Here is a 14,997-nt window from a genome sequence, read left to right as displayed (position 1 = left end):
GGCCTCGTACACTGGCGCCGTGCCGCCTCGTCGCTCCCGCATCGTCCCCAGCGCCGCACGGGGTGAGCTGGCCGCGTCGCTGCAGACCCTGCGCACCGCGCTCGAGGTTCCGTCGGCCTTCCCTCCCGACGTGCAGGCCGCAGCGGAGCGTGCGGCGCGCGACGTGCCGGCCGACCCCGCGACCTCGGGGCTGGCCGACCTGCGCGACATCGCGTTCCTCACGATCGACCCGGCGGGCTCGACCGACCTCGACCAGGCCCTGCACCTGGAGCGCACGGCATCCGGCGCGATCTTGCACTACGCGATCGCCGACGTCCCGGCCTTCGTCGAGCCGGGCGGCGCGCTGGATGCCGAGACCCGCCGCCGCGGCCAGACCCTCTACGCGCCCGACGCGCGCGTCCCGCTGCACCCGACGGTCATCAGCGAACACGCCGCGTCGCTCCTGCCCGGCGCCGACCGCCGCGCCTTCGTCTGGCGATTCACCCTGGATGCCGGCGCCCGCCCGACCGAGACGACGCTCACGCGGGCGATCGTCCGCTCGCGGCAGCAGTGGGCCTACGAAGACGCACAGCGCGCGATCGACGACGGCACTGCCCCCGAGACCCTGCTGGCGATGCCCTGGTTCGGCGCACGGCGTGCGGACCGTGAGGCCGAGCGCGGCGGCGCGAGCCTGAGCCTGCCCGAGACCCGCATCGTGGCCGAAGGCGACGGCTACCGCCTGGAACGCAGCTACGGCGTGCCGCTCGAGGACTGGAACGCGCACGTGTCGCTGCTGACCGGCATGGCCGCCGCCGACCTCATGCTGCGCGGGCGCATCGGCATCCTGCGCACGATGCCGCCGGCCGCGCCGGAGGCCGTCGCCGACTTCCGGGCTCGGACGGTCGCCCTCGGCATGCCGTGGCGGCGGGGCGTCGACTACGGCGACTACCTGCGCGGGCTCGACCGGTCGCCCGTCGCACGCGCGATCCGCGAGTACGCGGGCGGGCTGTTCCGGGGCGCGGGCTACGTCACGTTCGACGGCTCCGTGCCCGACGACGTGACCCAGGCCGCGATCGGCGCGCCGTACGCGCACACGACCGCTCCCCTGCGGCGCCTCGTCGACCGCTGGGTGCTCGTGATCTGCGACGCCCTCGCGAACGGCCGCGAGGTGCCCGCGTGGGCACGCGACAGCCTCTCCGACCTGCCGAAGCTGATGGCGCGCAGCAGCGCCCTGGCGAGCCGCCTCGACGCGGGTGCGCTCGACCGGATCGAAGCCGCCCTGCTGCACGGCAACGAGGGACGACTCTACGAAGCCGTCGTGCTCACGCAGCGCGGCGACGGCGCCCGCGTGCAGGTGCAGCAGCCGCCGGTCGAGGCGAACGTCGCCGGCCTCGACCAGACGCCCGGCTCTCGCGTGCGGCTGCGACTGGTGGCGGCATCCATCGCCGAGGGCACCGTGGAGTTCGCACCTACAGTAGAGCCATGAGACTTCACGAGTTCGAGCGCTACCCGCTCACCTTCGGCCCGAGCCCACTGCAGCACCTGAAGCGCCTCAGCCAGCATCTCGGTGGCGCGCAGGTGTGGGCCAAGCGCGAAGACGTCGCCAGCGGGCTCGCGTTCGGCGGCAACAAGGTGCGCAAGCTCGAGTACATCGTCCCGGACGTGCTCGCCTCCGGCGCCGACACGCTCGTCTCGATCGGCGGATACCAGTCCAACCACACCCGCCAGGTCGCCGCCGTCGCCGCGCACCTGGGGCTTGCGGCCCGCCTCGTGCAGGAGAAGTGGGTGCCGTGGGACGACCCGGTGAACGACAAGGTCGGCAACATCCTGCTCTCGCGGATGATGGGCGCCGATTCGCGGCTGGATGCCGCGGGCTTCGACATCGGCATCCGCGACTCGTGGAAGCAGGCTCTCGCCGAGGTCGAAGCGGGCGGCGGCACGCCCTACCCGATCCCGGCCGGGGCGTCGGAGCACCCGCTCGGCGGGCTCGGCTTCGCGAACTGGGCGTTCGAGGTCGCCGAGCAGGAGAAGCAGCTCGGCGTGTTCTTCGACACGATCATCGTGTGCGTCGTCACCGGCTCCACCCACGCCGGCATGATCGCCGGCTTCGCGGCGCTCGAGGATCTCACCGGGGTCAAGCGCCGGGTCATCGGCATCGACGCGTCGGCGACGCTGGAGAAGACCCGCGACCAGGTGGCGCGCATCGCCCGCAACACGGCGGCGCTCATCGAGCTCGGCCGCGACCTGCGCGACGACGAGATCCAGGTGCTCGAGGGCTGGGCGGGCGACCTGTACGGCATCCCGGTGCAGTCCACGATGGATGCCATGGCCCTCGGCGCGCAGCTCGAGGCGATGATCACCGACCCGGTCTACGAGGGCAAGTCGCTCGCCGGGCTCATCGACCTCGTGGGCTCGGGCGACATCCCGGCCTCGTCCACCGTGCTGTACGCGCACCTGGGCGGGCAGCCGGCGATCAACGCCTACCATTCGCTCTGGGATCCGACGGCCTGAGCACAGCCCGACGGGCTTGATGACCCGGGACCAGCCCCCGCCCCGCCCTGGCCCCGCCGCGCCCCCGCCCCCGCCCCGCCCGAAGACGAAGTGCGTCTCGGTCGTGCGCACCGGGGGCGGCCGCTACCGCACGATCGTGCGCCAATCGCAGGGTGAAATGCGCTTTCCGGCCCCTCAGCCGCCCCGAACGGCCGTTTCACCCTGCGTTTGGCGCGTCGCGCGGCCGTGACGGAGCGGTGACCGTCCCGCTCACCGACCGGATGTACTGCCGGCAGATGTAGACGCGCCGGTATCGCGCGCGCAGTTCGGCCTCGTCGTCGATCCTGCCGTGCAGGTAGGCGGTCACCGGCGTGCTCAGGCCGTCGGGCGTCTGGAACCCCCGGTCGTCGTCGCCGTCGGAGAGGTACACGTGCGGGTATCGGAAGTTCTCGACGAACCCGTTGCCCAGGTACCACCGGTTCGCGGCGATGTCTTCGCGCGTCCAGGCATCGAGGGTCGTGGCGCCTCGGGCGCCCAGCTGCGGCAGCGCCGCGTCGAGCAGCGCCGTCGCGATGCCGAGGTGCTGATGGTCGGGGTGCACGGCGACGGTGTCGATGGTGGCGGCATCCCCGTCGATCTCGATGTCGAGGATGCCGATGACCTCCGCCGACGGCGCGACCGCGACGAGTGCGATCGCGGGCTCGACGAGGTCGACCCTGCGCGGCCGCACGTCGTCGTAGTACTGGGTGTCGAGGAAGGACAGGACGCGGCAGCGCAGCCAGCTGCGCTCATCCGCGGGGTGGTAGACGCGCACCGCGAAAGGTGCGGAAGAGGTGGTCACAGAGGTTCCGATCGTCGAGAGCGACCGCGCGGCAGAACAGCACAGAACAGCATTCTGGGGGGCGGATCGCGGGTGGGTGAAGTGAGCGAAACGGCTCATCTCGACGTCATGTGCCCACTATAGGCGTCAGCCGTTGCGCCAGCACGCTGGGGCGGGCGAGTTGCACGGCGCGGGCGCGTGCGGCGGCGAAGCGGCCGAGCCCCCACGGGGTGCGGAGGACCACCTCGTCGCGGACACGGCATCCCTCGCCGTCTGCCGTGATGTCGTAGCGGTACCAGACGCGGATGCCGCCGGGGCTCACCACCTCGCCATGCACGACGTAGGCGTCGGCCTCGTGACGCGCGAACAGGGTCACGACGAGCGGGTTGTCGACCGTCCAGCCCGCCACGATCGGCACGCGTTCGACGGCGCGGTAGCGGTATCCGTCGGCGATCTCCTCGATGTCGCCCACCGACACGACGAGGGGCGAGAGCCCGACGTAGCTCTGCGGATCGCGCACGTGGTCGAACACGGTATGGGCGGAGGCGGCGAGCGCGAACTCGCCCAGCAGCGTGCGGGTGGGCATGAGGACCATGCTCGCACGCCCGCCGGAGGGCACCCGACACCTCTGACGCCTGCCTTCGAGCGCCGATGCCGGCTACTTCCCCCGCACCCGCGCTCGAACCGCGAGAAGCTGCCGCGTGATCGTGTGCCAAAAGCAGGGTGAAATGCGCTTTCCGGCGCCTCCGGCGGCCCGAACGGCCGTTTCAGCCTGCGTTTGGCACGTCGCGCGGCCGTGACAGGGCGGTGAACGTCCCGCGCACCGAGCGAACGGGCTGCCGTGCATCTCAGCGCGCGACGACCTCGGCCTTGAACCCGGCGGAGTTCTCCAGCCAGCCGGCGTAGTGGTCGGGGCCGCCCGCGTGCGGATAGCGATCCGCGTACAGCGGCCGCCAGCCGTGCTCCGCCGCCTCCGACATCAGGGCGTCGACCTCGCCGCGCGCGCCGCCGTGGAAGGCGAGGTGGTTCAGCCCCGGCGTCCGCCGGTCGTGCACGTCGCCGCGGAGGTTCGGCGACGTCGTGATCGTCAGGTAGGTCTCCCCCGCGACCCAGGTCGATCCCTCGGCCCACGAACCGTCGAACGTCCAGCCGAGGCGCTCCAGCAGCCAGCCCCACTCGGCGCGCGCCGCCGCGAGATCGGCGACCCACAGCTCCACGTGGTGGAGGCCGGCCATCAGACGGTGACGACCTGCGCCGTGCCGACGGCGGCGTCAGGCCCCAGTTCGTCGGCGATGCGGTTGGCCTCGGCGATGAGGGTCGCGACGATCTCCGACTCGGGCACGGTCTTGATGACCTCGCCCTTCACGAAGATCTGGCCCTTGCCGTTGCCCGACGCGACGCCGAGGTCGGCCTCGCGCGCCTCGCCGGGCCCGTTGACGACGCAGCCCATGACGGCCACGCGCAGCGGCACCGTCATGTCCTTCAGCCCCTCGGTCACGTCGTTGGCCAGGGTGTACACGTCGACCTGGGCGCGCCCGCACGAGGGGCACGACACGATCTCGAGCGTCCGCTCGCGCAGGTTCAGCGACTGCAGGATCTGGTGCCCGACCTTGACCTCTTCGGCCGGCGGCGCCGACAGCGACACCCGGATCGTGTCGCCGATCCCCTCCGACAGCAGGATGCCGAACGCGGTCGCCGACTTGATCGTCCCCTGGAACGCGGGCCCCGCCTCGGTCACCCCCAGGTGCAGCGGCCAGTCGCCGCGCTCGGCGAGCAACCGGTAGGCCTTCACCATCACGATCGGGTCGTTGTGCTTGACCGAGATCTTGAAGTCGTGGAAGTCGTGCTCCTCGAACAGCGACGCCTCCCACACGGCACTCTCCATGAGCGCCTCGGGCGTCGCCCTGCCGTACTTCTCCAGCAGGCGCTTGTCGAGCGACCCCGCATTCACGCCGATGCGCAGCGACACGCCCGCCGCCGTGGCCGCCCGCGCGATCTCGCCCACCTGGTCGTCGAACTTGCGGATGTTGCCGGGGTTCACGCGCACCGCAGCGCACCCGGCGTCGATCGCCTGGAACACGTACTTCGGCTGGAAGTGGATGTCGGCGATCACCGGGATCTGGCTCTTCGCCGCGATGATGTGCAGCACGTCGGCATCGTCCTGCGACGGCACGGCGACGCGCACGATCTCGCAGCCGGATGCCGTCAGCTCCGCGATCTGCTGCAGCGTCGCGTTGATGTTCGTCGTCGGCGTCGTCGTCATCGACTGCACGCTGACGGGCGCGTCGCCGCCGACGAGCACCTTGCCGACCTTGATCTGACGGCTCTTGCGGCGGGGAGCGAGGATGTCCGGCACGCGCGGCATCCCGAGGTTCACTGCTGGCACCGCACCAGCCTACGCTTGCAGACATGACACTTCCCCGTGTGCTGGTCCCGATGACCGGACGCGACCCGCACGAGCAGCACCGCACGGCCACCCCGCTCGACCTGCTGTTCGACCTCACGTTCGTGATCGCGTTCGCGCAGGCCGCGAGCCAGGCTGCGCACTACCTCGAAGAGGGCCACACGACGACGGCCATCGCGGGCTTCGCGATCGCCGTGTTCGCCGTCACCTGGGCGTGGATCAACCTCTCCTGGCTCGCCTCGGCCTACGACACCGACGATGTCGCGTACCGCGTCGCGGTGTTCGTCGAGATGGTCGGCGTGCTCATCATGGCGCTCGGGCTGCCCGCCTTCTTCCATTCCCTGGATGCCGGGGAGCACATCGACAACGCGGTCATGGTCGCGGGCTACATCGTCATGCGCGTCGCGACGATCGCCCTCTGGCTGCGCGCCGCCCGGCAGGACCGTGCGCGCTCGCGCATCGCCCTCACCTACGCCCCGGGCTCGGGATCGCGCAGGTCGGCTGGATCGCCGTCGTCTTGGCAAATCCCCCGGTACCGGTCGCGCTCGGGCTCATGATGGCGCTGAGCGTGTTCGAGATGGCCGTCCCCGTCGTCGCCGAACGCCGCGGCGACGGTGGAACGGACGGCACCCGCGGCACGCCATGGCACGCGCATCACATCGCCGAGCGCTACTCGCTGCTGGTCATCATCACGCTCGGCGAGGTCATCACCGGCACCGTGCTCGCCATCTCCGCCGTCGTGCAGGAGCACGGCTGGTCGGTGGAGGCCGTGCTCGTCGCCTTCGGCGGCACGCTGCTCGCCTTCGGCATGTGGTGGGCGTACTTCATCGTCCCCTCCGGGCGCGTCCTGCACCGCTATCGCGAGCGCTCGTTCTGGTGGGGATACCTCCACATCGTCCTCTTCGGCTCGGTCGCCGCCGTCGGCGCGGGGCTGCACGTCGCCGCCAACGTGCTGGCCCATGAGGCCCACGAGATCGACGCCACCTTCGCCCTGTGGACGGTCGCGGTTCCCGTCATCGTGTTCCTCGTCATGCTGTCGGTGCTGTCTGAGCTGCTCGTGCGCCGCTTCGACGCCTTCCACCTCGGGATGCTGGTGGCCGCCCTCGCCATCGTCGCCATCGCGATTGCGGCATCGGCCGCCGGGGCGACCCTCGGCACGACGATCGTCGTCGTCGCCCTCGCCCCGCTCACGGTGGTCGTCGGCCACGAGACCGTCGGCTACCGCAAGTCCGAGGCCGACCTGGAACGCCTCGGCGTCTGAGGCGTACGTGGTCTGCTATCGTGGCGGCATGTTCGCGAACACCACGTGGTGGCCCACCCGCTGAGGCGGTGTGTTCGCAAACCTGACGAAGACCGCCCGCAGAGGCGGTCTTTTCGTGCCACGACGAGCCCGCCCGACCTCACGAAAGGCCCGGCGATGACCCCGAGCCCCGCCCTCACCCGCGTCGTGCACTCCGGACGCCCGTTCGCGCTCATCGCGCGCGACGGGCAGACGGTCGAACTGCTCACGGGCGACGTCGTCGACGTGCCGCTGCTGGCGGACATCCCCCTGACCGATACCGCCGGCACCCCCCGCGAGGTCTTCGCCCTCGTCCCCTACCGTCAGATCGTCGAGCGCGGTTTCGAGTGCCACGACGACGAGGCGCCGCTGCGCTGCCTCGTCGTCGACGCGCACGAGCACCTCCCCCTGAGCGAGGTGCTCGCCGCCCTGCCGACCGCCCCCGTTCCCTTGACGGATGCCGGCTTCGACATCGCCGACGCCGACTACGCCGACATCGTCCGCCGTGTCATCGCCGACGAGATCGGGCGCGGCGAGGGCGCGAATTTCGTCATCCGGCGTGACTTCACGGCATCCGTCGACGTCGACCCGCTCACCGCCGCACTCACCTGGTTCCGGGCGCTGCTGGAGCACGAGCGCGGCGCGTACTGGACGTTCCTCGTGTCCACGCCCGGCCACCTCGCCGTCGGCGCGAGCCCCGAGGCGCACGTGAGCGCCGCGGGCGGAGTCGTCACGATGAACCCCATCTCCGGCACCTTCCGCCATCCCGCGGGCGGCGCGACCGCCGCGACGCTGACCGAGTTCCTCTCCTCGACGAAGGAGACCGAGGAGCTGTTCATGGTCGTCGACGAAGAGCTCAAGATGATGTCGGCCGTGTGCAGCGACGGCGGCCGCATCACCGGCCCGCACCTCAAGGAGATGTCGCGCCTCACGCACACCGAGTACATGCTGCGCGGCCGCAGCACGATGGACCCGCGCGACATCCTCCGCGAGACGATGTTCGCCCCGACCGTCACCGGCTCGCCGATGCAGAACGCGTGCACCGTCATCCGCCGCCACGAGCGCGCGCCGCGCGGGTACTACTCGGGCGTGGCGGCGTTGTTCACCCCGACGGATGCCGGCACCCACGACCTCGACGCCCCCATCCTCATCCGGACGGCGTATCTCGTCGACGGCACGCTGCGTGTGCCCGTCGGCGCGACGCTCGTGCGCCACTCCGACCCCGATGGCGAGGTGAGCGAGACGCACGGCAAGGCGGCCGGCGTTTTGGGCGCGATCGGCGCGATCCCGCGCGACGAGGCCGCCGAAGCCGCCGCGGCTGACGAAGACGCCCCGACCGCCGCGCCGAGGCGCCTGGCCGACGTCCCCGAGATCGGGGCCCTGCTGGCGGCGCGCAACGAACGCCTCGCGCCGTTCTGGCTGAACCCGCAGCACGCGCCCGGCGGTGAGGCCGACGGCCCCCATAAGGGACGCACCGCCGTCGTCGTCGACGCCGAAGACCGCTTCACGACGATGCTCGCCCACCAGCTGCGCCACCTCGGCTTCGCCGTCGAGATCGTCCCGTGGCACGCGGCCGGCGCCGCGACCCTGGATGCCGCCGACCTCGTCGTCGCCGGCCCCGGCCCCGGCGACCCGCGCGACGAGGCGAGCCCGCGCATCGCGGCGATGCGCCGCGTCGTCGGCGCCCGCCTCGATGCCGGGCGGGCGCTGCTGGCGGTGTGCCTGAGCCACCAGATACTCGCCGACCGGCTCGGCATCGCGCTCGCACCGCTGGCCGCGCCGCACCAGGGGCTGCAGAAGTCGATCGACGTGTTCGGGGAGCCGGCATCCATCGGCTTCTACAACACCTTCACGGCGCGGGTGGATCCCGGCACCACCGCGCAGGGCGAGGCGCGCATCGCCGCCGACTCGGTGACGGGCGACGTCTACGCACTGGAGGGGCCGGGCTACGCGTCGATCCAGGGGCACCTGGAGTCGATCCTGTCGCGCGACGGCCTGCACACGCTGCAGCGCCTCGTCGCCCACGCCCTGGGTGCGCCGGTTCACGACGACGCGCGCTGACGTCGACCCCGCCGCTTGCGCACGACCCTGCCTCCTGCACACCGCGTCCAACCGGCAGGCTCGACAGGAGGGCACGGGGTCGACGGCGCCGCGCCCGCCGTGAGTGCGCACGCGAGCGTGCGCGGACTCACGCTCGCTAGCCGAACAGGTTCACCGGGTTGACGATGTCGGCGAGGATCAGCACCGCGCTCATGCCGATCAGCGCGATCACGACGACGAAGGTGACCGGGACGAGCCGGGTGGCATCCACCGGTCGCGGCGCGCGACGACCGGTCAGCTTCGCCCACGCGCGCTTGAGGCCGTCCCACAGGGCGACGACGATGTGCCCGCCGTCGAGCGGCAGCAGCGGGATGAGGTTGAAGACGAACAGGGCGATGTTGAGCGACCCCAGCAGCGTCAGCAGCCCCGCGACGCGGTTCAGGATCGGTGCATCGGTCGCGGCGACCTCGCCGGCCAGGCGGCCGACGCCGACGACCGACAGCGGGCCGTTCGGGTCGCGCTCGGCGCCGGTGACCATGTCGGCCGCGGTCTGGTACACCTTCGCGGGCAGCTGCCAGATGATCCCGACGACCTGCCCGGCCTGCGCGATCGCCGCCTCCGGACCCGACCAGATGGGCTGCGCGACGTAGGCGACCTGGGCGGTCATGCCGACGAACCCGACCTCGGCGGTCGTCACCTCGCCGTCCGCGCCGAGCACCTGACGCTCGGCGAGCATCGGCGTCACGTGCAGCGTCTGCTCCGCGCCGTCCCGGCGCACCACGAGATCGAGCGTCCGGTTCGGCGCGGCCTGGATGATCGCCGACGCCTCGGCGAAGGTTCCCACCGCCGTGCCGTCGACCGACACGATCTCGTCGCCCGGGAGGACGCCGGCCGCCGCCGCCGGCGACGCCGGGTCGTCGGCGGCGCACTCGGTCTGCGTGGAGTCGGCCGGCAGCACGCACTCGTTGACCGACGCGATCGTCGTCGTCGCCGTCTGCACGCCGATGCCGCTGAACACGATCGCGAACAGCACGATCGCGAACAGCAGGTTCATGACCGGCCCGCCGAGCATGATCACGACACGCCGCCACACCGGCAGCTCGTAGAACGCCCAATGCTCCGCGGCATCCGCGAGGGTCTCGTCGTTGGCGGTGCGGGCGTCCTGCACCATCGTCGCGAAGAATCCGCCGCCGGCCTTGCCGTCGGCGCCGTCCGCGGCGCGTGGCGACGGCGGGTACATCCCCGCCATCGAGATGTAGCCGCCGAGCGGGATCGCCTTGACCCCGTACTCGGTCTCGCCGAACCGCTTCGACCACAGCGTCGGCCCGAACCCGATCATGTACTGGCCGACGCGCACCCCGAACCGCTTCGCCGGCAGCAGGTGGCCGAGCTCGTGCAGGGCGATGGATGCCGCGAGCCCGACGACCAGCAGCACGACGCCGATGAGGAAGGCGATGACCGTCACGTCGGCCCACGCTACCGGCGCCCGCTTTGAGTTTGCCGAGCCACGGCGTCCGCCACACGGGCGCGACTTGGCGTTCATCCGTCCCACACCACGGCTATACCCGCGCGTGGCCGCGATTTGCGACGGATGAAGAGGGCCTGACGCCTCATCCGGCGCAAACCACGGCCATCGCCGCGCGCGGAGCCCCGGACGCCGCCAACTCCACAGCAGCACCACACCCCAAGCTGGCAACATCCGGCCCCACCCGGCGCCATAACCCCGGATACCGCCAACTCCACAGCAGCACCACACCCCAAGCTGGCAACATCCGGGCCCACCCGGCCCCATAACCCCGGATGCCGCCAGGTCCGCACGGCGCCGACGCGCGGCAGCGGGGCGGCAGTTAGGCTCGTGACCATGGATGCCGGCCGGTCGAGCGCGCGGCGCACCCGTGCGCTGCGCGGCGTGGCCGCGGCATCCATCGCCACGATGCTCGCCGCGACGGCGCACACCCTCTCCGGCGGCGGCGCGCCGCCGCCCTGGCTCGTGCTGGCCGTGACGGCGCTGACCGCTCCCCTCGCGGTCGCCCTCGTCGGCCGCCGCCGCAGCATCGTGCGCCTGGCGGCCGTGGTCGCGGTCGCGCAGGGCGGGCTGCACCTCGCGTTCGCCGCCGTCGGCCCGGCAGAGCTCGGTGCGATCGGCCATGTGCACGGCGGGGCGGTGCTCGAGGCGACGGCAGCGCTGCCCGGCGCCGACCCCATGACGATCGGCCACGCGACGGCGGCGATCGTCACGACCGCGATCCTCGCGTGGGGCGAGCGGATGCTGGCCGCCCTCGCGCACGGCATCGTCCGGCTCCTCGGGCGGATGCCGGCGCCGACACCGCCGCCCTCGTTCACCGCTCCCGCGACCGCGCGCCTCGACGTCGTGCCGGTGCGCGTGCCACTTCTCTCCCTCACCCGGCGGGGTCCGCCGGTGCTCGCCCGCTGAGCACCGACCCCACCATCACAGAGAGAGAACCCATGACCAGTACGACCTCGCGCGCGCGCACGCGCACGCGCATGCTCCTCGGCGTCCTCGCCGGCGCCGTCCTCGCCGTCGGCATGCCCCTGGCCGCTTCGGCGCATGTCCACGTGACGCCCGACGAATCCGATGCCGGAACCACGACCCGCCTCACCTTCTCGTTCAGCCACGGCTGCGACGACTCCCCCACGACGTCGATCGTCGTCACGATCCCGGACGGCATCGACGGCGCGACGCCCGTGCTCGACGGCGCCTGGACGATCACCCGCGAGGTGGGTTCCGACGGCATCCCGACGAGCGTCACCTACACGGCGGTGGAGCCCGTCGAGTCGGGGATCGCGGCATCCGTCGCGCTCGACGTGATCTTCGCGTCGACGGCGGCGCACACGTCGGTGGTCTTCCCGGTGCGGCAGACGTGCGTGGCCGGCCAGACCGACTGGTCACAGGTCGCCGCGGACGGGCAGACCGAAGACGACCTCGCCACCCCCGCGCCCGTCGTCACGGTCGGCGCCGTCGCGGCCACCGACGAGCACGGCCACGGCGAGGCGTCGACCGACCACGCCGACGCGCACGCGGCCACGACCGGCGACACGGACCCGGTCGCGCGATGGCTCGGCGGCGGCGCGCTGGTGGCGGGCCTCGCCGCCCTCGTGGTCGCCGTGACCGGCCGCCGGCGCAGAGCCTGACGGCGATATATCGCCACTACTCACGCCATTCATAGGATGAGGTGGGAGGATACTGGGAGATGACTTCCGGTTCGAAACTCCCACCCGTGCTTCGTCCCGAGCATCCGCCACGGCGTCGGCTTGCCGATCTTGTGGCGCGCCTCGGCACAAGTAGCGGAGTCCAGTTGCACGGTGTCGCCCACCCCGGCGACGCCGACGACGTCGTGCTCACCGGCATCACGCTGGCCACCGGCGACCTGCGACCGGGCGACGTGTTCGTCGGCATCCGCGGTGTCCGCGAGCACGGCGCCCGGTTCGCCGCGGACGCCGTCGCGCGCGGAGCGGTGGCGATCGTCACCGACGAGGCCGGCGCGGCGATCGCCGCGGATGCCGGCGTGCCGATCGTCGTGGTCGACGACCCGCGCGCCCGCCTCGCCGACCTCGCGGCCTGGGTGTACGGCAACGACGAGGCCATGCCGGTGCTGCTCGGAGTGACCGGGACCAACGGCAAGACCTCGACGGTGCACCTGCAAGACGCGCTGCTGCAGCAGCTCGGCATCCCGTCCGGAATGTCGTCGTCGGCTCGGCGGCACATCGACGGCGACGTCATCATGGCACGGCTGACGACGCCCGAATCGACCGAGCTGCACGCGCTGATCGCCCATATGAAAGAGCGCGGCGTGCGCGCCGTCGCGCTCGAGGTGAGCGTGCAGGCGATCGTGCGCCACCGCGTCGACGGGGTCGTCTACGACGTCGCCGGGTTCACGAACCTGCAGTACGACCACATGGACGACTTCGCCGACATGGACGAGTACCTCGCCGGCAAGCTGCAGATGTTCCGCTCCGACCGCGCACGCCGCGCGGTCGTCTCGCTCGACACGCCGGCCGGCCGCGCCGTCGTGGACCACGCCGACATCCCCGTCGTGACCATCGCGACGCCGCAGATCGCGGTCGACCCCGACCTCGCCGCGACCGCGCAGTGGACCGTGCACATGCCGGAAGAGGCCATCAACGCGTCTCGCATGGCGCTCAGCGGCCCCGACGGCCGGTATCTGGAGACGACGGTGCCCGTGACGGGGCCGCACATGGTCGCCAACGCGGGGCTCGCGATCGTCATGATCCTCGAGGCAGGGCTGGCCACGTGGGACGAGATCGTCGCCGTGCTGGAGCGCGACGGCGGCATCCGCGGCGTGCTTCCGGGACGCACCGAGATCGTCACCACGGGTCGCGGACCCACCGTCTACCTCGACTTCGCGCACACGCCCGACGGTTTCGAGATGACCGCCCAGGCGGTGCGGCGGCAGACTCCCGGCACGCTCCTGATCATGTTCGGCGCCGACGGATCACGCGACACGACCAAGCGTCCGGCGATGGGCCTGGCCGCGGCACGCAACAGCGACATCGCGATCGTCACCGACCACCACCCGCGGTGGGAGGATGCCGCCGTCATCCGCGACGGGCTCTACTCCGGCGCCGTGCAGGCGCCCCCGCCCGGTGGCCTGTACAACATCACGCCGCCCGAAGACGCCATCGTGAAGGCCGTCTCGCTCGTCGGCGAGGGCGACGCCATCCTCTGGTTCGGCCCCGGCCATCAGGATCACCGCGAGATCCGGGGCGTGCGCCACCCCTACAATCCGCGGCAACTGGCGCTGGACGCGCTCCACGACGCCGGTTGGTGACGCAGCGCCGGTCACGCGCGGGCGATCGCCGCGTCGGCTTCCGCGCGGGCCCAGCGCTCCGCTTCGGCGAGCGCGTCGCGGGTGAGCGCGGCGGGCGCCTCGTGCGCATCGACGACGCGAGCGACGGTGTCGAGGATGCCGAGGAAGCTCAGCCGCCCCTCGTGGAACGCATCGACGGCCTGCTCGTTGGCCGCGTTGAACACGGCCGGATAGGTGCCGCCCGCCCGGCCGACCTGCTTGGCCAGCCGCACGGCGGGGAAGGCGTCGTCGTCGAGCGGCTCGAAGGTCCACGACTGCGCCGCCGTCCAGTCCAGCGGTGCGCCGACGCCGGGAACCCGGTGCGGCCAGTCGAGGCCGAGCGAGATCGGCAGCCGCATGTCGGGCGGCGAGGCCTGGGCGATCGTCGAACCGTCGGTGAACTCGACCATCGAGTGCACGATCGACTGCGGGTGCACGACGACGTCGATCTCGTCGTAGCCGACGCCGAACAGCAGGTGCGCTTCGATCACCTCGAGCCCCTTGTTGACGAGTGTCGCCGAGTTGGTGGTAACGACACGACCCATGTCCCACGTGGGGTGCGCGAGCGCCTGGGCGGGAGTGACCGCGCCGAGCGCCGCGCGGGAGCGGCCGCGGAACGGGCCGCCGGAGGCGGTCAGCACGAGCCGGCGCACCTCGGCATCCGTTCCCGCGCGCAGCGCCTGCGCGATGGCGGAGTGCTCGGAGTCGACCGGCACGATCTGTCCGGGTGCGGCGAGCGCCGTCACGAGGTCGCCGCCGACGATGAGCGACTCCTTGTTCGCCAGGGCGAGGGTGCGCCCGCACTCCAGCGCCGCGAGCGTCGGGCCGAGCCCCACCGAACCGGTGATGCCGTTGAGCACGACGTCGGCCTCGACGCCCCGCACCAGCTGCTCGGCCTCGACCGCGCCGAGCGCGGTGTGCGCGACGCCGAACTCGGCGGCCTGGGCCGCCATCGCCTGGCGATCGCGGCCCGCGGCGAGCCCCACGACCTCGAACCGGTCGCGGCGCGTGCGGATGACGTCGAGCGCCTGCGTCCCGATCGAGCCGGTGGAGCCGAGGATCAGGACGCGCCGCATGCCGTCAGCATATCCGCGGTCCGCTGCCGGCATCCGCGGCGCCGGCCGCCGCACGAGAACAGGAGATCACGCGAATACAG

Annotated in this window: 12 protein-coding genes and 1 pseudogene; 7 read left to right on the top strand and 6 right to left on the bottom strand. The window is 72.1% G+C overall.

Translation table 11 applies throughout. The features are described 5' to 3' along the window. Positions 1-19: 19 nt before the first annotated feature. A complete protein-coding gene (locus QM720_RS09425) occupies positions 20-1,465 on the top strand; it encodes an RNB domain-containing ribonuclease (protein WP_415125896.1) in 1,446 nt (481 codons plus the stop codon). Beyond that, positions 1,462-2,490: a 1-aminocyclopropane-1-carboxylate deaminase gene (locus tag QM720_RS09420; protein WP_415125894.1), complete on the top strand. Its 1,029-nt coding sequence runs from the start codon at positions 1,462-1,464 to the stop codon at positions 2,488-2,490. Before QM720_RS09425 ends, QM720_RS09420 begins: the two co-directional genes overlap by 4 nt. A 196-nt stretch (positions 2,491-2,686) precedes the next feature. Here the strand turns inward: QM720_RS09420 and QM720_RS09415 are convergent, their stop codons facing one another. The 4 genes from QM720_RS09415 to ispG form a co-directional block, all read right to left on the bottom strand. Further along, entirely contained in the window at positions 2,687-3,310 is a 624-nt protein-coding gene (locus QM720_RS09415; protein WP_415125892.1) for a GNAT family N-acetyltransferase, read from the bottom strand. A gap of 106 nt (positions 3,311-3,416) precedes the next feature. Beyond that, positions 3,417-3,875 carry an SRPBCC family protein gene (locus QM720_RS09410; protein ID WP_415125890.1) on the bottom strand — a complete coding sequence of 153 codons (459 nt, stop codon included), beginning with the start codon at positions 3,873-3,875 and terminating at the stop codon, positions 3,417-3,419. Positions 3,876-4,137: 262 nt separating this feature from the next. Then, a complete protein-coding gene (locus tag QM720_RS09405; RefSeq protein ID WP_415125888.1) occupies positions 4,138-4,524 on the bottom strand; it encodes a VOC family protein in 387 nt (128 codons plus the stop codon). Further along, entirely contained in the window at positions 4,524-5,654 is a 1,131-nt protein-coding gene (ispG, locus tag QM720_RS09400; RefSeq protein ID WP_415127876.1) for a flavodoxin-dependent (E)-4-hydroxy-3-methylbut-2-enyl-diphosphate synthase, read from the bottom strand. The genes QM720_RS09405 and ispG overlap by 1 nt, the downstream gene beginning before the upstream one ends. Positions 5,655-5,698: 44 nt before the next feature. Here ispG and QM720_RS09395 point away from each other — a divergent pair. Both QM720_RS09395 and QM720_RS09390 read left to right on the top strand, forming a co-directional pair. After that, a pseudogene (locus QM720_RS09395) lies at positions 5,699-6,954 on the top strand (low temperature requirement protein A). 156 nt (positions 6,955-7,110) lie between these two features. Further along, complete coding sequence (locus QM720_RS09390; protein ID WP_415125886.1) at positions 7,111-9,033, top strand: chorismate-binding protein; 1,923 nt, start codon at positions 7,111-7,113, stop codon at positions 9,031-9,033. Between the two features lie 136 nt (positions 9,034-9,169). On the opposite strand, the gene QM720_RS09385 is transcribed toward QM720_RS09390, so the two are convergent. After that, the gene (locus QM720_RS09385; protein ID WP_415125884.1) at positions 9,170-10,477 is read right to left on the bottom strand and encodes a M50 family metallopeptidase; all 1,308 of its coding nucleotides are present in this window, start codon (positions 10,475-10,477) and stop codon (positions 9,170-9,172) included. Between the two features lie 396 nt (positions 10,478-10,873). Between QM720_RS09385 and QM720_RS09380 the strand changes: the two genes are divergently transcribed. The 3 genes from QM720_RS09380 (at position 10,874) to QM720_RS09370 (ending at position 13,823) form a co-directional block, all read left to right on the top strand. After that, complete coding sequence (locus QM720_RS09380) at positions 10,874-11,446, top strand: hypothetical protein (protein ID WP_415125882.1); 573 nt, start codon at positions 10,874-10,876, stop codon at positions 11,444-11,446. 32 nt (positions 11,447-11,478) lie between these two features. Beyond that, positions 11,479-12,165 (top strand): DUF1775 domain-containing protein, encoded by a 687-nt coding sequence (locus tag QM720_RS09375; RefSeq protein WP_415125880.1) that lies wholly within the window; start codon positions 11,479-11,481, stop codon positions 12,163-12,165. 86 nt (positions 12,166-12,251) lie between these two features. Further along, positions 12,252-13,823, top strand: coding sequence for a Mur ligase family protein (locus QM720_RS09370; RefSeq protein ID WP_415125878.1), 1,572 nt, complete (start codon positions 12,252-12,254; stop codon positions 13,821-13,823). An 11-nt stretch (positions 13,824-13,834) separates the two neighbouring features. Here QM720_RS09370 and dxr read toward each other — a convergent pair whose 3' ends face one another. Then, a complete protein-coding gene (dxr, locus tag QM720_RS09365) occupies positions 13,835-14,917 on the bottom strand; it encodes a 1-deoxy-D-xylulose-5-phosphate reductoisomerase (RefSeq protein ID WP_415125876.1) in 1,083 nt (360 codons plus the stop codon). Between the last annotated feature and the right edge of the window lie 80 nt (positions 14,918-14,997).

The sequence above is a fragment of the Microbacterium sp. genome, from assembly GCF_047602155.1.
Taxonomy (GTDB): domain Bacteria; phylum Actinomycetota; class Actinomycetes; order Actinomycetales; family Microbacteriaceae; genus Microbacterium.
The sequence above is the reverse complement of the archived record's forward strand: the minus strand, read 5'-3'. Positions and strand labels throughout refer to the sequence as shown.

Coding starts and splice junctions, on each gene's coding strand:
- QM720_RS09420 (WP_415125894.1), top strand. CDS start 1,462: ATGAGACTTCACGAGTTCGAGCGCTACCCGCTCACCTTCGGCCCGAGC.
- QM720_RS09410 (WP_415125890.1), bottom strand. CDS start 3,875: ATGCCCACCCGCACGCTGCTGGGCGAGTTCGCGCTCGCCGCCTCCGCC.
- QM720_RS09405 (WP_415125888.1), bottom strand. CDS start 4,524: ATGGCCGGCCTCCACCACGTGGAGCTGTGGGTCGCCGATCTCGCGGCG.
- ispG (WP_415127876.1), bottom strand. CDS start 5,654: ATGCCGCGCGTGCCGGACATCCTCGCTCCCCGCCGCAAGAGCCGTCAG.
- QM720_RS09390 (WP_415125886.1), top strand. CDS start 7,111: ATGACCCCGAGCCCCGCCCTCACCCGCGTCGTGCACTCCGGACGCCCG.
- QM720_RS09380 (WP_415125882.1), top strand. CDS start 10,874: ATGGATGCCGGCCGGTCGAGCGCGCGGCGCACCCGTGCGCTGCGCGGC.
- QM720_RS09375 (WP_415125880.1), top strand. CDS start 11,479: ATGACCAGTACGACCTCGCGCGCGCGCACGCGCACGCGCATGCTCCTC.
- dxr (WP_415125876.1), bottom strand. CDS start 14,917: ATGCGGCGCGTCCTGATCCTCGGCTCCACCGGCTCGATCGGGACGCAG.